The organism is Paraburkholderia tropica, from assembly GCF_900109265.1.
GTDB classification, from domain to species: Bacteria; Pseudomonadota; Gammaproteobacteria; order Burkholderiales; family Burkholderiaceae; genus Paraburkholderia; species Paraburkholderia tropica.
Map to the genome: position 1 here is coordinate 167813 of NZ_FNZM01000016.1, position 19777 is coordinate 187589.

The following is a 19777-nucleotide window of genomic DNA, read 5'->3' on the forward strand; positions in this document are numbered from 1 at the left end:
CCGGCTTTCGCTAGAATCGATCTTCGTCACGGCATGATCGAAGCGAGCATGCTGCTCTCATGGTTCATCCTTTAACGGAGGCGAGCGTGCCTGGTTTACTTCCCAATGTCGACCGCGAAGGGCTTCTCGAGTACTCGGTGGTGTACACCGATCGCTCGCTCAATCACATGTCGCAGCGCTTTCAGGGCGTCATGCGCGATCTCTCCGCGAGCCTGAAAAAGGTCTATCACGCGAAGGCCGTCGCGATCGTCCCGGGTAGCGGAACGTTCGGCATGGAAGCCGTTGCGAGGCAGTTCGCCACGGACAAAAAATGTCTGGTGATCCGCAACGGCTGGTTCAGCTATCGCTGGACGCAGATCTTCGACATGGGGCGCATCCCGTCGGAGTCGGTGGTGTTGAAGGCGCGTCCGGTCGAGGCGGGCCACCAGGCCGCGTTTGCGCCGCCGCCCATCGACGAAGTGGTTGCCGCCATCAAGGAACACAAGCCCGATCTCGTTTTCGCGCCGCATGTGGAAACCGCGTCCGGCATGCTGTTGCCCGATGCGTATCTGCGCGCGGTGGCCGACGCCGTGCATGCCGAGGGCGGGATGTTCGTGCTCGACTGCATCGCGTCGGGAACGGTGTGGGTCGATATGGAGGCGAGCGGCGTCGACATCCTGATCAGCGCGCCGCAAAAGGGCTGGAGCGCGCCGCCGTGCTGCGCATTGGTCATGTTGAGCCCGCTTGCGCGCGAACGTATCGACTCGACCACCAGCACGAGTTTCGCGTGCGATCTGCGCAAATGGCTGCAGATCATGGAAGCCTACGAGGGCGGCGCTTTTGCATATCACGCCACGATGCCCACGGACAGCCTCGCGATACTGCGCGACGTGATGAAGGAAACCGAGAGCTACGGCTTTGCGAAAGTGCAGGCCGAGCAACTCGAACTCGGCGCGCGCATTCGCGCATTGCTCGCGGAGCACGGTTTCCGGAGCGTGGCCGCCGAAGGTTTCGAAGCGCCGGGCGTGGTGGTTTGCTATACCGATGACGACGGCATACGCTCAGGCAAGAAGTTCGCCGACGCGGGTTTGCAGATCGCCGCCGGCGTGCCGCTGCAATGCGACGAACCGGCCGATTTCAAAACCTTCCGTATCGGTTTGTTCGGGCTCGACAAGCTGCACGACATCGAAGGCGCGGTCGCGCGTTTCGCGAAGGCGTTGAAGACGGTCGATTGAAGTCGTCTTCCGTGCGATGTTCGAGGGGCAGGCGTGCGCGCCTGCCCCTTTTACGTTACGACGACGCGAGCGACTCGCGCGCCGCTTTCACGACCGCATCGGTCGTAATGCCGAACTTGGCGTACACGTCCTGAATCTTGCCGGACTCGCCGAAGCTGTGCATGCCGACGAAGCGCCCCTCGGGTCCGATATAGCGATCCCAGCCCAGCTCGACGGCGGCTTCCACCGCCACTCGCGCGGGCGATTCGCCCAGCACGGCGCGTCGATATTCGCGATCCTGTTCTTCGAATAGCAGACGGCAAGGCATCGACACCACGGCGGTCGGCACGCCTTCGCTTTGCAGAATCTCGCGCGCCGCCACGGCCAGTTGCAGCTCCGACCCGGTGCCGATCAACGTGAGCTTGCGCGGTCCGCCTTCGGCTTCGTGCAGCACATATGCACCGCGCGCCGAGCGGTTCTCGCCGCTCGCATCCTTGCGCAGCAGCGGCACCGGCTGGCGCGACAGCGCGATCAGCGCGGCGCGGCGCGGAGTGTCCAGAATCAGCTCCCAGCATTCCGCCGTTTCGACCGGATCGGCGGGGCGGTACACGGCCAGTTGCGGGATCGCGCGCAGCGCCGCGAGGTGTTCGACTGGCTGATGCGTCGGGCCGTCTTCGCCGAGACCGATCGAATCGTGCGTCATCACGAAGACCGAGCGGATGCGCATCATCGCGCTCAGGCGGATCGCCGGGCGGCAATAGTCCGAGAAACACATGAACGTGCCGCCGTAGGGAATCAGGCCGCCATGCAGCGCGATGCCGTTCATGGCCGCGGCCATGCCGTGCTCGCGCACGCCGTAGTGAACGTACGAGCCCGCATATTGCCCGGGCTTGATCTCGACCTGATGCTTCGTTTTCGTGTTGTTCGACGGCGTGAGGTCGGCGGAACCGCCGAGCAGTTCGGGGATGGCGTCGAAGAGCTTGTCGAGCACGTCGCCGCTGGCCTTGCGCGTGGCGATCGCGTCGCCTTTTTCGACGAAGGCCTGGCGGGCCGCGGCGATGGCCGATTTCCAGTCCGGCGGCAAACGGTGTTCGTTGCGGCGCGTGAATTCGTCGCGCAACGCGGGCGGCGCCTGCTTGACGCGTTCATTCCACGCGAGCCGCGCCTCGCTTCCGCGCGCGCCGATTGCGCGCCACTCGCGCAACAGATCGTCGGGGATCTCGAACGGCGGCGACGGCCAGTCGAGAATCTTGCGCGCGCCCGCGATTTCTTCTTCGCCGGGCGCGTCGCTATGCGCTTTCTGCGTGCCCGCCTTGGTCGGAAAGCCGAAGCCGATGATCGTCCGGCACGCGATCAGCGTCGGGCGGTCTTGCGTCGCGCGCGCGGTGGTGATGGCGTCGCGGATCGCGTCGGTGTCGTGGCCGTCGATCTCGAGCACCTGCCAGCCGGAGGCGTGGAAGCGCTCGATTTCGTTATCGGAAACCGCGAGACTCGTCGCGCCGTCGATCGAAATCGAGTTGTTGTCCCAGAAGGCGATCAGGCGTCCGAGCTTCAGATGGCCGGCGAGCGAGATCGCTTCCTGGCTCACGCCTTCCATCAGGCAGCCGTCGCCGAGAAAGACGTAGGTGTGGTGATCGACGAGTTCGTCGCCGAAACTGGCGTTCAGGATGCGCTCGGCCAGCGCCATGCCGACCGAATTCGCGATGCCCTGGCCGAGCGGCCCGGTCGTGGTTTCGATCCCGGCGGCGTGCGAATACTCGGGATGCCCGGCGGTCTTGCTGCCGACCTGACGAAAACGCTTCAATTCGTCGATCGTGATGTCCTTGTAGCCGGTCAGATAAAAGAGGCTGTAAAGCAGCATCGACGCGTGGCCGTTCGAGAGGATGAAGCGGTCGCGATCGAGCCAGTGCGGCTCGGCGGCGTCGAAGCGCAGGAAGTCGCGGAACAGCACGGTCGCGACATCGGCCAGACCCATCGGCGCGCCGGGGTGGCCGCTGTTCGCTTTCTGGACCGCATCCATCGACAGAAAGCGGATGCAGTTCGCCATCGCGCGCAGATGCGGGTCCCGGGGCGATGGAATGGCGTGCGCGGGCGCGCTGCCGCTGGCGGTCTGGTCGGTCATGGGAGGTCCTCTTTCGGATGGCGGATTGGCGAATGACGAATAGGCGGTCGCGCAAGTTGCGTGCCGGTGCGGCGGGTGTCGAGGGTGCTGAGCGGGGTAACAAGCACTGACGATACGCCGCTTCAGCGAGCGGCGACGGGAACGTGTCATGCGGCGATGAGCTTACGTTTTGCCACAGGAGGGCAACGCATCATGGAACCGGATACCCAGTCGGATACCCCGTCGGCGCCCCACGAGGAAGCGGGCGCGCATTCGACGCGCGCGACGAATGCGCGCGATCAGCAACCCGCGAAACCCGACAATCCCGAGAAGCCCGCGCGCGGCGCGCCGGGCAGCTTCGATCAGCCCGAACCGAATCCCGACGTGATGCCGCGCGAAGGCGGCCCGCACCCCGAGCAGACGGCCGAAGTGCCGCTGGGATCGGGCGACGAAGGGCTGCCGTCCGGCGCGCGCGGCCACAACAGCCCGCCGGTCAGAAGGAAGCCTGGCGCGTGAGACGGCACGACAGCGGCGATACCGGCAACCCCGGAGGCTCGGTCCGCCGCCTCAGCTTTCCTGTAAGATCCACGCCTTCGCATCGGCTTCCGGCAGCAGGGCCACGAAGTTCTCGACGATCGAATCGGCACCCGTGTCGCGCCACGTAAGACCGACGTCCCAGCGGGCGTCGGCATCTTCGATCGGCAGGCACACGACCTTGTCGCCGGGCGAATGCAAGGCCGACTCGTGCATGATCGACACGCCGAGCCCCGCGCCGACCAGCGAAAGGATCGTCAGCGACTCGTTCGCGTGCTGCACGGAGTGCGGCTCGAAGCGGCGCGACGCGCAGAATCGGACGATGTGGTCGTGCAGGCCCGGCGCACGCGCGCGTTGCAGCATCAGAAACGGCAGCGTGCGCAGCGCCTCGACGTCGAAACCGGTGATGGTGTGCGCGAGCGTGCGCGGCACGACGAGCGCGAGCCGGTCGGAAAGAATGCGCCGGTGCGCGAGACCGGCCTGCACGGGCAGACGCACGAACCCCGCCTGAAGGCTGCCTTCGAGCAGCCGTTCCATCTGTTCCGCCGAAGACAGATCGTGCAGCGTGACGTCGACGTCGGGAAACCGCGCGCGAAAACGCGGCAGCACGCGCGACACGGTGTCCACCGTCGAGAAGCTGTAGCCGATCGCGAGGCGGCCGACTTCGCCGCGCGCGGCGCGCTTGCCCTGCGAGAACACGCGTTCGGCCTGCTCGACCAGCGGCCGCGCTTCGCCGAGAAAGTAGCGACCCAGTTCGGTGAGCGCCGTGCCGTGACGGTCGCGATGGAACAGCGGCGCACCGAGATCGTCTTCGAGCCGCTTGATCTGTTTGGTGAGCGCGGGCTGCGAGAGATTGAGCGTTTGCGAGGCGGTGCCGAAGTGCAGCGAGTTCGCGAGCGTGACGAAGGATTTGAGTAAATGGAAGTTCATATCCGCGAGTTATCACCGCCGGTTATCACCACAACGACAACAAGTCATTGGACCGCGCGGCGCGGCTATGTTCGAATGCCGTTTCGCGCAGTATAGCGGGCACATTTGAGTCGGAGTGCCATGCAATTCATATATTGCAAACGGTGATTTCGTTATTCCGCAAATCCCTATGCGAATGCGGCTTTATGCGTGTCAACGCAATCGCGCCGTCATTCGTTCAAGGGCGGAACCATCAGCAGGAAATACATGAAACGATATTCGGGGAGATCACGCGCGGCATCCGTACCGCGCGTCGTGGCGCGGCGATTCGCGCGGCCTGTGCGTCTGGGCGTGGGCGTTGGTGTCGGTCTGAGCGTGGGTCTGATGGCGGCGAATGTGATCGCGGCCACCGCAGCGCTAGCCGATCAGACGGATCAGGCACAAGCAGCAACACCGACAACACCGGCTGATAAGGCCGCGCCGCCCGTGGCCGCATCGGCCAGTAACGCGGTGTTGCCGACCGTCACGGTCAACGGCGCGAGCGGCAACGCATGGCGCGCCCGCACGGCGTCGGTCGCGGGCTACGACAATGCGTCGCTGCAGAATACGCCCGCGTCGATCACGGTCGTCACGCGCGCGCAGCTCGACGATCAGCAGGCCAAACGTCTGAGCGACGTGGTGCGCAACGATGCTTCGGTGAACAAGGATTACGCGCCGGTCGGCTACTACGAGGGCTTTTCGATTCGCGGCTTCGCGCTCGATCCGGCGAGCGCCTATCGGCTCGACGGTCTCACGCTGTCCGGCGAGCAGCAGGTGGCGCTCGAAAACAAGGAGCGCGTCGAGATCCTCAAGGGTCTCGCGGGCATCGACAGCGGCGTGATTTCGCCGGGCGGCGTGGTCAACTACGTGAGCAAGCGCCCCGAGAATGTGGCGAGCGTGACGGCCGGCGTGGACAGCCGCGGCTCGACATCGGCGGCCGTGGATCTCGGGCGGCGCTTCGGTCCCGACGATCAGTTCGGCCTGCGCGTGAATGCCGCGAAAGAGAACATGCATTCGTATATCGACGGCACGAACGGCCGGCGCACCTTCGGCTCGATCGCGGCGGACTGGAACATCGATCCGCGCGCGAGCCTGCAATTGAACGCGGAATTCCAGCAGTGGATTCAGCGTTCGGCGTCGGGCTATCAATTGCTGGGCGGCACGGTGGTGCCGTCGGCGGTGTCGTCGTCGAAACTGCTGGGCGCGCAGTCCTGGGCCAAACCCGTGACCACCGACGCGCTCAACATCAACGGCCGCTTCGACTACGCGTTCAACGACAACTGGCGCGCGTATGTGGCAGCCGGCCGCAGCCGCACGATGATCGACGATAACGTTGCGTTCGCGTATGGCTGTTATTACGTGTCGAGTTGCGGCGCGGGCGGCACGTCGCCGTACTTCTTCAGCTCGAACGGCGACTACGATGTCTACGACTATCGCAGCCCCGGCGAATATCGCCGCAACGACGAAATGCGCGTGGCCGTCGACGGCAAATTCACGACCGGTCCGCTGCGCCACGACGTGCTGTTCGGCACGAGCGCGCTGCATCGCGTGGTGCATCTGTCCGATGCGGTCTACGACTACGTGGGCAGCGAAAACATCTATGGCGACGATGTCGACTTCGCGCCGTCGCCGAATTCGCCGAGCGTGTCGTATCCGCAACTCGACGCGTGGCAGTATTCGTTGTTCGCCACCGACCGCGTGAGTCTCGGCGAGCATTGGGAAGTACTGGCGGGCGGCCGCGCCGTGTTCCTGCGCCAGAAAGCGTGGACGAGCCAGGACGGCCCGGAGACCGGCACCGACAAATCGGCGTTGCTGCCGCAGATCGCGCTGGTCTACAAGCCGGTTGCGCCGCTCTCGCTCTATGCGTCGTACAGCAAGGATCTGTCGCTCGGCGATCAGGCGCCCGTGCGTGCGAGCAATGCTTATGCGTTCCTGCCGCCCGTCGAGTCGCATCAGTATGAAATCGGCGCAAAGTACGACTGGGCGAATCGCCTGAGTCTCACGGCGGCGGTGTTTTCGATCAGCAAGCCGTTCCAGTATGCCGAGCCCGATGCGTCCGAGGCCGGTTATACCTTCGTGCAGCGCGGCACGGAACGTCACGACGGTATCGAGCTGTCGGCGTCGGGACGCGTGACGGAGCGCGTGTCGGTGACAGCGAGCGTCGCGGCGATTCGCGCGCGCGCCTACGATTCGGGCACGCCCGCGTACGAAGGACATCAGGTCATCAACGTGCCGGCCTTGCGCGCGGCGCTCAACGCGGACTGGTCGGTGCCGGGCCTCGCGGGATTCGATCTGCTCGGCGGCATCGAATACAGTTCGAGCCGCAACGCCAACGAGGAAGGCACGGCGCGCGTACCGGGCTGGATCGTGTTCAACGCGGGCGCGCGCTACACGACGAAGCTCGCGGGCCATCGCACGGTGGTGCGCCTGTGGGTCGACAATCTCTTCAACCGCTACTACTGGAGCGATGCGGGCGAGCAGCAGGGCGACGCGTATCTGTTCCTCGGCGCGCCGCGCACGGCGCGTCTGTCCGTGACTTACGACTTCTGATGACTTCCGTTCGCGTGGCCGTGGCCGCTGGAGAAATTGCATGACCCGAATGACCCTGATGCTCGAGTACTTCCATCCGTGGACGAATGCGGCGGGCTTCTATGTGGCGCGAGACGAAGGCTGGTTCGCCGAGGCGGGACTCGACGTCGAAATCGTCGTGCCCGACCCGGCGCGCGGCGACGCGCTCGCGCATCTCGCGCGCCACGACGTGGACTTTGGCGTGTTCCCGAGCAATCGCCTGTTCGTGCAGCGCGAGGCGGGCCATCCGCTCGTCGGCATCGCGGCGATCAACCATCGCGCGCTGGAGACGATCCAGACCGTCGCGGCCACCGGCATCGAACGGCCGCGCGATCTGGCGGGACGGCGTCTCGCGCTGAACCCGACGCCGCGCGGCATGGCGATGGTGCGCCATCTCGTGGCGCACGACGGCGGCGATCCGGATGCGATCACCATCGTCGATAGCGGGGTGCGCGAACTGCCGCCCGAAAGCTTTCTCGACGGCGAGGCGGACGCCTCGTTCGGCAGCTACTGGGCGTGGGACACGCTGTTCGCCTCGCGCGTGCCGGACGACGAGCGGCGCATCTGGCCGGTCGATGAAATCGGCGCGCCCGCCTATCATAGCTATCTGCTCGGCGCGCACGAGGACACGCTGGAAACGCGCGGCGAACTCGTGCGCGGGTTTCTGGCGGCGGCGCGACGCGGCTATCTGGCGGTCGCGCAGGAGCCCGAGCGGGCGTTGCCGTCGCTGGAGCGCGTGATTCCGTATTTCCCGCGCGCGTTGCTCAAGCGCTCGCTGCCGCTGATCGCGCCCACGTGGACGCACGACGGCACGTGGGGCGTGCAGCGCGAGGCGCTCGTGCATCCTTACGCGCAATGGCTTGGCCGGCATGGCGTGCTGCGCGACGCCTCGCAGAGTCCGCACGCATTTACCAACGCCTTTCTGCCCGACGATACGCGGCAATAAACGACGCACAAGCCCGTACGCACCCGCCCGTACGTACCCGCTACCCGACAAGGAACGTTCTACACATCATGTCCGCACTCGAAATCATCGGCGTTATCGTCAGCGCGCTCGCCATCTGGCTCACGGCGCGCCGCAAGATGCTGTGCTGGCCGGTCGGGCTGGCCTCGGTGGCGCTGTATGGCTGGATCTTCTTCGACGCGCGGCTCTATTCCGATGCGCTCCTGCAAGGCGCATTCGCGGTGCTGCAACTCTACGGCTGGCATCGCTGGCTCGCGCAACAGCGCGGCGGCGCGCAGCAGGCGAGCGACGACGCGCAGCCGGTCGTGCCGGTCGGCGGATTGACGCTCGCGCGTCTCGCGCCCGACCTGTTCGCGGCGGTGGTCGGCAGCGTGCTGCTCGGCGCGGCGATGGCGCATTTCACCGATGCGGCGCTGCCCTGGGTCGATGCCTCGCTCACGGCGTTCAGTCTGGTCGCGCAATACTGGACCGCGCGGCGCTACATCGCGTCGTGGACCTTGTGGATCGTGGTCGATGTGATCTACGTGGGCGTGTTCATCTATAAGGGCTTGTATCTCACGTCGGGGCTGTATGCGCTGTTCCTGCTGCTTGCGGCGCTCGGCTGGCGCGACTGGTCGCGTGCGTTGCGTGCCGATGCCGAGCAGGCCGCGTATGCGGCGTCGGGCAGCCGGGTCTGATGCGGCCACGCCAACGAGATCATCGACATCATGAAGCACGAACAAGATAACGATCACGATATCGACCCCGCCGCGAAAGCCGACACGCGCGACGCCGCCGCGCGCGCCGCGCCGCAATTCACAGTCGACGGAGAGAAGGCCGAGCGCGACTGGCCGCTCATCACGCGTGACGAAGTCGAGCGCCTGCTCGCCGGTTTTGCCGATCTCGCGCCGCTCGCGAAGATCGCGTGGCACAGCCCGCGGCCGTTTTCATCGGCGGTGCTCGCGCATACGCTCGATGGCCGCGCGTGGTTCGTGAAGCGTCATCACGCGCGTTTGCGCAGCGTTGCGGGCCTCGCGGAAGAACACGGCTTCATCGCGCATCTGCGCAGTCGCGGCGTGCCGGTCGCGGAGGTGCTCGCCGATCGCGCGGGGCGCACGGCCATCGCGCAGGACGGTTGGACCTGGGAGGTGCACGCGGCCGCGCCGGGACTCGACGCGTATCGCGGCGTGATGTCGTGGAAGCCGTTTTTTCACGCGAGCCACGCGTGGTCGGCGGGCCGCACGCTGGCGCGTCTGCATCTGGCCGCCGCCGATTACGACGCGCCCGCGCGCGCGTTTCAGCCGTTGCTGTCGAGCTTTCGCGTGCTGAGTTCGCCGACGCTCGAACCGACGCTCGACGCCTGGGTGCAGGCGCAACCCGGCCTCGCGCGCTCGCTGGCGAAACACAACTGGCGCGCCGATATCGCCGAGGTCATCGCGCCCGCTCACGCGCGGCTCGTGCCGTGGCTGCCGGCGCTTCGCTCTCAGTGGACGCACGGCGACTGGCACGCGTCGAACCTGTTGTGGACCGATGCCGCGCCGGGCGCGCAGGTGCGCACGGTGCTCGACTTCGGTCTCGCGGATCGCACCTGTGCGGTCTACGATCTCGCGCTTGCCATCGAGCGCAATACGATCGACTGGCTCGCCGCGCCCGCAACGCGCACGGTGCAGTACGAGCAGATCGCCGCGCTGCTCGACGGCTACGCGTCGCTCGCGCCGTTGAGCGAGGCCGAGCACGAAGCGCTGATCGCGCTGCTGCCGATCGTGCACACCGAATTCGCGCTGCTCGAAGTCGAGTATTTCGACGATATCCTTGGCGATGAAACGGGAGTGAACGCTGCGTACGATGGCTATCTGATCGGGCACGCGCGCTGGTTCGAGAGCGAGGACGGCATGCGTCTGCTTGCGTGGTTACGAAATCGATATCGTCAGGATACCAAAGCATGAGTATTGAGCAGACACACGATACACGTCGCGCCGACGTGCTGGTCGAAGCGGCGGCGCTCGCGCGCGAGTTGGGCGAGCCGGATCTCGTGGTGCTCGACGCGCATGTGGAATTGCCGTCGCCGCGTTTCGACGGCGATTACCGCGTGGCGAGCGGTTACGACGGCTGGCTCGCGCAACGTGTGCCGGGCGCGCGTCATGCCGATCTGAGCGCCGTGTTGAGCGCGCCGCATGAAACGCTGTCGTTCATGCGGCCTGCGCCGTCCGCGCTCGCGCACGGCCTTGAAACGCTGGGCGTGAGCAACGGATCGCGCGTGGTGATCTACGATCGCGCCGATGGATTCTGGGCCGCCAGGCTTTGGTGGATGCTGCGCTGGATCGGCATCGATGCGCGTGTGCTCGATGGCGGCTGGCGCGCCTGGCGGGCGGCGGATCTGCCGGTCGAAAGCGGGCCGGGAAGGGCGGTGGCGCGCGGGCATATCGAGGTGCGCGAGCGCGCAGGGATGTGGGCCGACCGCGCCGATGTCGAAGCGATCGTGGCGGGTGCGGTTCGCAGCACGCTGGTGTGCGCGTTGTCGGCTGAGGTGTTTTCGGGTGTTTCGGCGAGCCGCTATGCGCGGCGCGGGCATATTCCGGGCAGTGTGAATGTGCCCGCACGCGGGCTGTTCGATGAAAGCGGGCGGTACGCGGCGGTTCCCGCTTTGCACGCGGCGCTGGGCGCGCTCGATCGCGCACAGCCGGTTTGCGTGTATTGCGGTGGCGGAATTTCAGCCGCCGTGGATGCACTCGCGCTGACCTTGACGGGCCGCGACGATGTCTCGATCTACGATGGATCGTTGCAGGAATGGGCAGCGGACCCGGCGCTTGCGATGGTGGCGGCAGCGAGGTGAAGTCGAATCGATGAGCGGCGCGCGGTGTAGTCATCGCCAATTCAATGACTTCTTCATTACGCCGCCATTCCATCCACGAAACAGCAATCCGCACTACACGAATCGCCCATTTAAAACGACCGTTTTTCTCCAGTGTGGATAAAAACCCGAAACGCATATTCTCATTTTCTTTCTTCGATAGAATATGCGTCGGGAATCCGGCACGTGTGATATTCGATATCGTCGATATCGGCTTCCCGCTTTGAATCGGGGGCGAGCGAAGCCATGTCTTCGTTCTGTCAAAAAGGGGACCGTGCGACGCGGAACCTTAAAACGGCATCGAATAAGTTGGCGACATGTGGCGACGCTTCACTACCGTCGTTGGCAGGGTCATTCCGGGTGCGGGCAGTCGTTGTCGCAAGCGTGGATGGGTGACGCCCGTCACCGTTGTCATTCTCGGCTTGAGCTTTCTCTGGACCGGCACCCTTGCGGACTCCAACACGCCGCGCCAGTCGGTGTTGCGCGTGCTCGCGTGGCCCGGCTATGCCGACGACGACTGGGTCCAGGCGTTCGAAAAGCGCTTTCACGCCAAGGTCGAAGTCACCATCGTCGATTCCGATGAAGCGCTGTGGGCGCAGATGCATAGCGCCGTGCCGCCGCCCTTCGACGTGCTCGCGGCCAATACCGCCGAGATCGCGCGCTACGCGCAGGCGGGCATGCTGAGCCCGCTCGACCTGACGAAAATTCCCAACCGCCGCTGGCAGCAGCCGTTTTTTCAGCGCCTCTCCGACATTCGCGGACTCGTGAATGCCGGTCACGCATACGCCATTCCGTTCACCTGGTCGTCGATGGGACTCATCTACGACCGCAAGCAGTTTGCGGTCGCGCCGAGTTCGATGCGGGTGATGTGGGATCCGCGCTATCGCGGCAAGGTGCTCGATTTCAATAGCGCGCAGCACAACTTCTCGTTCGCGGCGCTCGCGCTGGGCTATCCCGATCCGTTTCATCTGACGCCCGGGCAGATGCGCGACGTCGCGCGCGAGCTCGTGAATTTGCGGCGCAATCTTCTGACCTATTACACACTGCCCGAAGAGGCCACGGCGCTGTTCGTGCAGCATCACGCGGCGCTGATGTTCGGCAATTACGGTACGCAGCAGGTCGAGCAGTTGCGCAAGGCGGGCGTCGACGTGGGCTACGTGATGCCCGACGAAGGCGCGCTCGCCTGGCTCGATTGCTGGGCGATCACGCGCAACGCCAGCAATCTGGACCTCGCGCACCAATGGCTCGACTATATGCAGGAGCCGGAGATCGGCAAGCAGTTGACGCAGCGCGAAGGGCTTGCGAACACGATGATGCCGGTGCCCGGCGGCGCGTCCGATGCGGGGCCGAAGCTCGTCTGGCTGCAACTCGTCGAGAACATCGGCCAGCGCGAGGCGCTCTGGCAGCGCATCGAATCGGGTGATCGCTTGAGGACCTTCCCGCAATGATCAAGCTCGGGTTGACGGCGAGGCTCTCGATCCTGCTGGTGTGCATCGGCGTGCTGGCGTCGGGCGCGACCGGCTATTCGACGTATCAGGCCAATCGCCGGCTGCTCATGCGCGAAGCGGAGCGCAGCCTGCTGACCTCGACGCAGCTCCTCGGCCAGCGTTTCACCGCCGCGCTCGGCGACGTCGCCGCCGACGCGCTCGTGCTCGCAACGCTGCCGTCGTCGGTGCAGGTTGCGCTCGGCGAAGCGTCCGGGCTCGGCAGCACGCGGCTCAAGCAGGTTTTCGTCGGCTTCATGCTGCAACATCCCGAGTATCGGCAGATCCGTCTGATTTCGCGTTCGAATTTCGGCCTCGAACGCGTGCGCGTCGCGCGCGGCGAGCACGGCATCACGGTCGTGCCCGACGACGAGCTGCAGGAGAAAGGCCAGTTTCCCTATGTGTTCGATACGCTGACCGCGAATGCGGGGCACGTCTATCTTTCGCAGATCGGACTCGAGGGCGGCGCGGCGTCCGACCCGGATCAGCCGGTGGTGCGCATCGGCACGCCCGTCGCGGACACGAGCGGCAGCAACATCGGCGTGCTCGTGATCGACGTGGATCTGACGCGCGTGTTCGAGCGGATCGAACGCGATTTGCCGTCCGATTACGCGGTGTACATGGCGAACGAGTGGGGCGATTTTCTCGTGCATCCGGACCCGTCGCAGACCTTCGGTTTCGCGCGCGGGCGCCGTGTGCTGATGCAGAAAACTTTCCCGCTCACCGCGGCGCTCTTCGACGGCAACCAGTCGAACGTGACCTTTAACGGTTTCGCGCACGCGCATGAACCGCCCGCCGAGGTCTTCGCGTTCGCGCGCCTGCCATATGGCGTCGTGGACGACCGGCACTTCGTCACGCTCGGGCTCGCGCGGCCGCTCAGCGACGTGCTCGAACCCGCCAACGCGCTGGGTGCGCAGATCGTGTGGCTCGCGCTGATATCGAGCGTCATCGCGATCGTGCTGGCGATACTGTTCGCGCGTGCGCTGGTGCGTCCGCTGCGCACGCTGGCCTATGCGGTGACGCACATCTTCGACGACGCGGCGATTCAACGTCTGCCGGTTGCGCGTTCGGATGAAATCGGCGTGCTCGCGCGCTGTTTCGAGCGCATGCGCAGCGAGATCCGCTCGCAGGTGCACGCACTGCACGCGCGTCAGGAAGAGTTGACGCATCTCGCGGGGCACGACGCGCTGACCGGTTTGCCGAACCGCATGCGTTTCATGGATCAGCTCGAATTCGCGATCGGTCGCGCTGCGCTGGGCGGCGAAAAACTGGCGGTGTTGTTCGTCGACCTGAACGGCTTCAAGCAGATCAACGATCACTTCGGTCATTCCGCCGGCGACGCCGCGCTCGTTGTGGTGGCGCAGCGTCTGCGCGCGGCGCTGCGAGAGACGGATATCGTCGCGCGTTTCGGTGGCGACGAGTTCGTGATCCTCGCGGGCGACGTGCATTCGCCCGATGCGATCGACTCGACGGCGGCGCGCATTCAGGCCGCAATGCGCCTGGCCGTGCCCGTTGGCTCGCATTCGGTCGATGTGGGCGTGAGCATTGGCGTGAGCGAGTTTCCCGCCGATGGCGACCATGCCGGAGAATTGCTGGCGAAGGCCGATACCGCGATGTATATCGCCAAGACGTCGCCGGGTGCCGATTACGTTCGCTATCGGGAACGCATGAGTGCGTCCAGCGACACGCCCGATCAACAACGTGTGATTCGCGACGGCGAATAAGACAACCGTTCGTTCGAATTATTCGTATCGATTGAATCGACCGCGCTTCGTCTGATGTTTATTCACGCGAGTTACAAAACAAATTTGGGGAGTCATGGATTTTTTGGAGCGTCGCGATTACACTGCGTGTCTGATTTGTACCGAACAGTTAATTCGGTTCACTGATTTCCCCGCCGTGTTTGCTTCCCCGGCAAGATCGGCTTGTGCCAGCGACTGCTGGCACTTTTTATTTCGTCCGCCCGGCGCTCGCCGTATGGGGACATCGGCATGTCGAATGCGCGGGCGTCTTGCCCGCGCCCCTCGCCGTTATTTACCCGCCGAGACTAAATACGTGAGCGTTGCGCCGCTGTCCCAGTAGCATTGGGCATCGACGCGCGCAATTCGCTTTGGCTTTCTGCGCGTTTTGCGTGGATGCCGGCCACGAACGCCTGTGCTTCGACGTCATGCAACGCCGCGACCCAGCCATCGACCTGACTCTCCCACAATGCCGCGCGAGCGACGTCATGCGCCGCATTCAATTCAGCCAGATTCACGCGCGTTTCGTGATCGTCGTAAGGCGGCAGGATTGGCGCGGCTTTATCCGAGAGCCAGGTTTGAATGCCGGTGAATCCGGCGAGCTGAAACACACGCGGCAAGCGATCGCCGAGCGATAACACGCCTTCTCCGGCCGCGCGCTTGCCGCGCTCGCACAGCAGCGCATAACGAAACGCATCACAAAGCTCGTCGATCGACAGGTCGGTGGTCGTCGCGTTCGCGAGGGCGGCCTGCACCAGATTGCAGGGTTCGGCGCAGATCACGATGCCGCCGGGCCGCACGACGCGGCGCATTTCGCGCAAGGCGGCGAGCGGGTCGGCAAGGTGGATCAGTACGGTCTGGCAGGTCACGACGTCGAAGCTGTCGTCGGCGAACGGTAACGCCTGGGCATCGCCTTGCCGAAACGCGACGCTCGCGCCGAAAGCCGCGAATGCCGATGCAATCGCAGCGTCGCCCGCCGCCCATTTGACATCGCGATCGAGCGCGCTCACGTGCACGCCTCGCGCCATGCGCGGCGCGAGCAAGCGACTCCAGTGACATTGTCCGCAGCCGATATCGAGCAGACTGTGGCGATCCGCGAGTCGCCAGCGTTGGGCCATCAGGTCGAGAAAATCGGCGTTCCACCAGTAGTCGCGATAAGCGCCGAACCATTCTTCGGAATGGGCGAGTTGCGGCGAGGGCGCGAGCGCGCCCGTGTCCGGATTGAATTCCATGGATCAATTCCCTGTTCGTGCAAAACCGGCCGCACCCGTGAGGGTTGCGGCGACATGAGGTAGTGCGGGACGAGCAGGGATTTACATGGGATCGGGGCGGGTTAGCGATCGTTAGTGGGAATAGGGATTGGTCGAGATTAGCCGAGATTAGCCGCTAACAATTCATTGCGTGGGCGTCAGCGCCCGAAGCACTTCAAAGCGCTCGCATACGACCGGCATGGTCTTTTCCGCCACACGGCCGATTCGCCTGCATTCTTCGCTGAAGAAGCGCCAATGTTCGTTTCGCCAGTACGCGAGCGAAAGATCGCCTTCTCCTTCGCCGGCCGCGAAATCCGCGGCCACGCAATCGAACGGCGTGATGTCGACTTGCGTGGTCCGGCGGATCAAGGCGGGCGCGCCCTGCCAGTCGAGAACGATTTCGACGTCGCCCGTCCTGGGTGGCGTCTCGTTGTCGAAGTGCCACGACCAGAGCAGGCTGGACGTTGCGCGCTTCGCGCCGGCAACGATCAGATCGATCAGCGAATTCGAAAGCGCTGCGGAGTCGCCGAAGCCACCGAGGCGAATATCGCCGTCCGGCAACTGAATGCCGCGTGCATTCAACTCAGCGACGATTTTCCTTACATTTTCCTTCACGCAATGCTCCTGGCGAGAGCGCATCGTATCCCGACAAATTAAGCGTGGGTGATCTGGAAAGGCCCGGGTGTCGACTTCTTGCCGAGGCGATTTTCCTGGTAATCCTGAGTAATGGGCTGATCGGCGGAAATTGTCTGCGGAGCGGATTGCCGTCGCCCAAGGTTCCGCCCGGAAGCGCCGCAAGGCGCGAGCGCAGATCGGTCATTCTTCCGGCACAGATGGCGACTCATAGCGACTCATGGCGACTCGGGGCCGTCGCCAGCCGTCGCTCCACCGTCCACCAGCGCTTGACGAAAGCAGGCTGCGACGTCGAAACCGCCGTTACTGCACTGCACAAATAAGCGGGTTCGCTGGCGCGTCCGCGACGAAATTGCCATACTGGAGGGCCGCCGACCATTACGGGCGCATTTTTCCAGCTTTTTTACACGCCATGAACAAGACTGCCACTCCCCAGCCCGAGTTTACCCTCGAACGCCACCCGCAGCCGACGCCCGCCGCCGCCATCACCGCGTCGTTAGCTGACCCCGTATTCGGCAAGGTGTTTACGGACCACATGGTCACGATCCGCTGGAAGGAAGGCCTCGGCTGGCATGACGCCAAAGTTGGTCCCCGCCGCGCTTTTGAAATCGATCCGGCCTGCGCGGTGCTGCACTACGCCCAGGAAATCTTCGAAGGCATGAAGGCTTACCGTCGTGAAAACGGCGAGATTTCGCTGTTCCGCCCGCAGGAAAACGCCAAGCGCTTCCGCGCCTCGGCAAGCCGCATGTCGATGCCCGAACTGCCGGAAGCGTTGTTCGTCGGCGCGGTGGAAGCGCTCGTCGACATCGATCGCGCCTGGGTGCCGGGCGGCGAAGGCAGCAGCCTGTATCTGCGTCCGTTCATGTTCGCCATCGAGAACTATCTGGGCGTGCGCGCGGCTTCGGAGTTCCTCTTCTGCGTGATCGCGTGTCCGGTCGGCCCCTATTTCAAGTCGGGCAAGTCGGCCGTCACGGTGTGGGCGTCGGATCACTACACGCGCGCCGCGCCGGGCGGCACGGGCGCGGCCAAGTGCGGTGGCAACTACGCGGCCAGCCTGATCGCGCAGACGGAAGCCTCGTCGCACGGCTGCGACCAGGTGGTGTTCCTGGACGCCGCCTCGCATCGCTGGATCGAGGAACTCGGCGGCATGAACATCTTCTTCGTCATGGACGACAATTCGCTGCGCACGCCGCCGCTGTCGGGCACGATCCTGCCCGGCATCACGCGCGCGTCGATCATCGAACTGGCGCGCGCCGAGGGCTTCACGGTCAATGAAGCGCCGTATGCGTTCGACGAATGGCAAGCCGATGCGGCGTCGGGCCGTGTCAAGGAAACCTTCGCCTGCGGCACCGCGGCGGTCGTCACGGCGATCGGCGCCGTGCGTCACGCCGGCGGCGAGTTCAAGATCGGCGACGGCGGCGAGGGTGCGGTCACGCGCCAACTGCGCACGCTGCTCACCGACATCCAGCGCGGCAAGGCGCCGGACACGCGCGGCTGGGTGCGCACGGTCGAAGCCCAGCCCGTGACCGCTGCGCAGTAAGATCGCGCAGTAGGACCGCTGATTCAGGGCGGTCAAATAAAGCGGCGCTCCCGGAGCGCCGCTTTTGCGTTGACGCGCGGCAAACCGCGCGTCAGATATGCATCCCGCCCGCGACTTCGATCCGCTGGGCGTTCACCCAGCCGAAATCGTTCGACAGCAGCCCGGCGATCACCGGTCCGACGTCCTGCGGCAGTCCGGCCCGGCCGAGCGCCGTGTGATCGGCGACCGCCTTGTTGACTTCCGGATTGTCGCGGACCATGCCGCCGCTGAAATCGGTGGCGATCGCGCCGGGCGCGACCACGTTGACCGCGATGCGGCGCGGCCCCAGTTCGAGCGCCATATAGCGCGTGAGCGCTTCCACGGCCGCCTTCATCGGCCCGTAGACGGCGCGATTCGGAAACGCGAAGCGCGCCAGCCCGGACGAGATATTGACGATGCGCCCGCCGTCGTTCATCAGCGGCAGCAGCTTTTGCGTCAGCAGGAACACGCCCTTGAAATGGACGGCGAATTGCGCGTCGAGTTCGGCTTCCGTCGCGGAGGCAAGGCTCGCGGCGGACGACGTGCCCGCGTTGTTGACCAGATAGTCGAAGCGCTGCGCGCCCATCGCGCCGAGCGTGTCGCGCACCTGCGCGGCGAACGCCTCGAACCCGGCGGCAACGCCGGTGTCCAGCCGAAGCGCCACGCCGGGCGCGCCGGCTTCCTTCGTCAGCGCGATCACGGCCTGCGCTTCCTGCTCGTTCGAGCGGTAGGTGAAGATCGAGCGAACGCCGCGCGCCGCGAGGCGCAACACGGTATCGCGGCCGATGCCGCGGCTGCCGCCGGTGACGATCGCGATCGGGCCGGAAAGGGGTTGAGTCGTCTGTGACATGGTTTTCCTCTCTCATTCAATCAGTGGGTACCGCGATTTTATGAACGCGAGAGGGGGCGCTTGAATGCCGAAACGCGCCTGATTTCTGCCTGATTGTGCTCGGGCGGAGTATGCTCGGCGCACGTCGTCCGCCCACTTTCTCCATCATTGTCCCGATCATGTCCGCTCCGCTCGCCGCGGCGATGCTGCGTTACACGCAGCGTCAGACCGCGCAAAGTCCCTACGCCACGGCCATCGACGGCGTGCTCATTCTTCGCTCCGATCACCCGACGCCGCCGTCCTACCGGCTCGCGAGTCCGGCGATGTGCATCGTCGCGCAGGGGGCGAAATGGGCGACGTTCGGCGGCAGCCAGCTCGAATACCGCGCGGGCCAGGCCTTGGTGGTCGGCGTGGAAGCGCCGTCGCTCGGCCGCGTGTTCGAAGCGCGGCCCGACGAGCCTTGCCTCGTGCTGATCGTCGAACTCGATCTGGGCGAACTGCGCAGCGTGGTCGAGCAGATGCCGCGCCCGCCCGTGGCCGCCTCGCAGCGCGCGCGGGGCGTGCTGGTGACCGACTTCGACGGCCCGCTCGCCGACTGCGCGCTGCGCCTCGTGCGCCTGCTCGACACGCCCGAGGCGGTTGCGACCGTCGCGCCGCTGATCCGGCGCGAGATGAGCTACTGGCTGCTGGCCGGGCCGCACGGCGGCGAGGTGGCGCGCTTCGCGCTCGCGGACAGCCCCTCGCAACGCGTGATGAACGCGATCCGTTCGCTGCGCCAGCGCTACGCCGCGCCGATTCACGTCGACGAACTCGCCTCGGTCGCGCAACTGAGCCGCTCGGCGTTTCATCGGCAATTCAAGGCGCTGACGTCGCTGACGCCGGTTCAATATCAGAAGCAGTTGCGCTTGCTCGAGGCGCGCCGGCTGATGCTGTCGCAGGCGATCGGCGTCGAGGCGGCGGCGTTCGCGGTCGGCTACGAGAGCGCGTCGCAGTTCAGCCGCGAGTACGCGCGCATGTTCGGCGCGCCGCCCAGCCGCGACACGAAGCAGTTGCGCCCCGCGCTCGAAGCGGGCTGAGCCAGATATCGCTTGCACGACTTGCGGCATCGTATATATGATTCGTATATGGATCATATATACGGAGCAG

16 protein-coding genes are annotated in these 19777 nt (G+C 65.3%); 11 read left to right on the forward strand and 5 right to left on the reverse strand.

Translation table 11 applies throughout. The annotated features are described in order from the left end of the window. Positions 1 to 59 precede the first annotated feature (59 nt). Positions 60 to 1214: a pyridoxal-phosphate-dependent aminotransferase family protein gene (locus BMY06_RS26255; RefSeq protein ID WP_124263178.1), complete on the forward strand. Its 1155-nt coding sequence runs from the start codon at positions 60 to 62 to the stop codon at positions 1212 to 1214. A 55-nt stretch (positions 1215 to 1269) separates the two neighbouring features. Here BMY06_RS26255 and tkt read toward each other — a convergent pair whose 3' ends face one another. Then, a complete protein-coding gene (tkt, locus tag BMY06_RS26260; protein ID WP_074986213.1) occupies positions 1270 to 3315 on the reverse strand; it encodes a transketolase in 2046 nt (681 codons plus the stop codon). 192 nt (positions 3316 to 3507) lie between these two features. Between tkt and BMY06_RS26265 the strand changes: the two genes are divergently transcribed. Further along, positions 3508 to 3810, forward strand: a complete 303-nt coding sequence (locus BMY06_RS26265) for a hypothetical protein (RefSeq protein WP_065060566.1) — start codon at positions 3508 to 3510, stop codon at positions 3808 to 3810. 51 nt (positions 3811 to 3861) lie between these two features. Here the strand turns inward: BMY06_RS26265 and BMY06_RS26270 are convergent, their stop codons facing one another. Next, on the reverse strand, positions 3862 to 4758 hold the full coding sequence (locus tag BMY06_RS26270) for a LysR family transcriptional regulator (protein WP_074986215.1): 897 nt from the start codon (positions 4756 to 4758) through the stop codon (positions 3862 to 3864). A 363-nt stretch (positions 4759 to 5121) separates the two neighbouring features. On the opposite strand from BMY06_RS26270, the gene BMY06_RS26275 reads away from it, so the two are divergent. From BMY06_RS26275 to BMY06_RS26305, 7 genes are all read left to right on the forward strand, one after another. Then, entirely contained in the window at positions 5122 to 7326 is a 2205-nt protein-coding gene (locus tag BMY06_RS26275; protein ID WP_231957580.1) for a TonB-dependent siderophore receptor, read from the forward strand. Positions 7327 to 7366: 40 nt separating this feature from the next. Further along, complete coding sequence (locus BMY06_RS26280; protein ID WP_065060569.1) at positions 7367 to 8290, forward strand: ABC transporter substrate-binding protein; 924 nt, start codon at positions 7367 to 7369, stop codon at positions 8288 to 8290. Between the two features lie 68 nt (positions 8291 to 8358). Further along, on the forward strand, positions 8359 to 8985 hold the full coding sequence (pnuC, locus tag BMY06_RS26285; protein ID WP_074986216.1) for a nicotinamide riboside transporter PnuC: 627 nt from the start codon (positions 8359 to 8361) through the stop codon (positions 8983 to 8985). Between the two features lie 30 nt (positions 8986 to 9015). Continuing rightward, positions 9016 to 10233, forward strand: a complete 1218-nt coding sequence (locus BMY06_RS26290) for a phosphotransferase enzyme family protein (RefSeq protein WP_074986218.1) — start codon at positions 9016 to 9018, stop codon at positions 10231 to 10233. Beyond that, the gene (locus BMY06_RS26295; RefSeq protein WP_074986219.1) at positions 10230 to 11120 is read left to right on the forward strand and encodes a sulfurtransferase; all 891 of its coding nucleotides are present in this window, start codon (positions 10230 to 10232) and stop codon (positions 11118 to 11120) included. The genes BMY06_RS26290 and BMY06_RS26295 overlap by 4 nt, the downstream gene beginning before the upstream one ends. Before the next feature lie 335 nt (positions 11121 to 11455). Further along, complete coding sequence (locus BMY06_RS26300; RefSeq protein ID WP_074986221.1) at positions 11456 to 12586, forward strand: extracellular solute-binding protein; 1131 nt, start codon at positions 11456 to 11458, stop codon at positions 12584 to 12586. Continuing rightward, entirely contained in the window at positions 12583 to 14346 is a 1764-nt protein-coding gene (locus tag BMY06_RS26305; protein WP_074986222.1) for a sensor domain-containing diguanylate cyclase, read from the forward strand. The genes BMY06_RS26300 and BMY06_RS26305 overlap by 4 nt, the downstream gene beginning before the upstream one ends. A gap of 323 nt (positions 14347 to 14669) precedes the next feature. On the opposite strand, the gene BMY06_RS26310 is transcribed toward BMY06_RS26305, so the two are convergent. Together BMY06_RS26310 and BMY06_RS26315 are read right to left on the reverse strand one after the other, a co-directional pair. After that, positions 14670 to 15593, reverse strand: coding sequence for a class I SAM-dependent methyltransferase (locus BMY06_RS26310; RefSeq protein ID WP_074986224.1), 924 nt, complete (start codon positions 15591 to 15593; stop codon positions 14670 to 14672). A gap of 162 nt (positions 15594 to 15755) precedes the next feature. Further along, the gene (locus BMY06_RS26315) at positions 15756 to 16409 is read right to left on the reverse strand and encodes an ASCH domain-containing protein (protein WP_237181559.1); all 654 of its coding nucleotides are present in this window, start codon (positions 16407 to 16409) and stop codon (positions 15756 to 15758) included. 247 nt (positions 16410 to 16656) lie between these two features. Here BMY06_RS26315 and BMY06_RS26320 point away from each other — a divergent pair, with 247 nt between their 5' ends. Next, the gene (locus BMY06_RS26320; protein WP_065060576.1) at positions 16657 to 17784 is read left to right on the forward strand and encodes a branched-chain amino acid aminotransferase; all 1128 of its coding nucleotides are present in this window, start codon (positions 16657 to 16659) and stop codon (positions 17782 to 17784) included. Positions 17785 to 17875: 91 nt separating this feature from the next. On the opposite strand, the gene BMY06_RS26325 is transcribed toward BMY06_RS26320, so the two are convergent. Then, positions 17876 to 18652 (reverse strand): SDR family NAD(P)-dependent oxidoreductase, encoded by a 777-nt coding sequence (locus BMY06_RS26325; protein WP_065060577.1) that lies wholly within the window; start codon positions 18650 to 18652, stop codon positions 17876 to 17878. A gap of 158 nt (positions 18653 to 18810) precedes the next feature. Here BMY06_RS26325 and BMY06_RS26330 point away from each other — a divergent pair, with 158 nt between their 5' ends. Continuing rightward, the gene (locus BMY06_RS26330) at positions 18811 to 19707 is read left to right on the forward strand and encodes an AraC family transcriptional regulator (protein WP_074986291.1); all 897 of its coding nucleotides are present in this window, start codon (positions 18811 to 18813) and stop codon (positions 19705 to 19707) included. Positions 19708 to 19777: the final 70 nt, after the last annotated feature.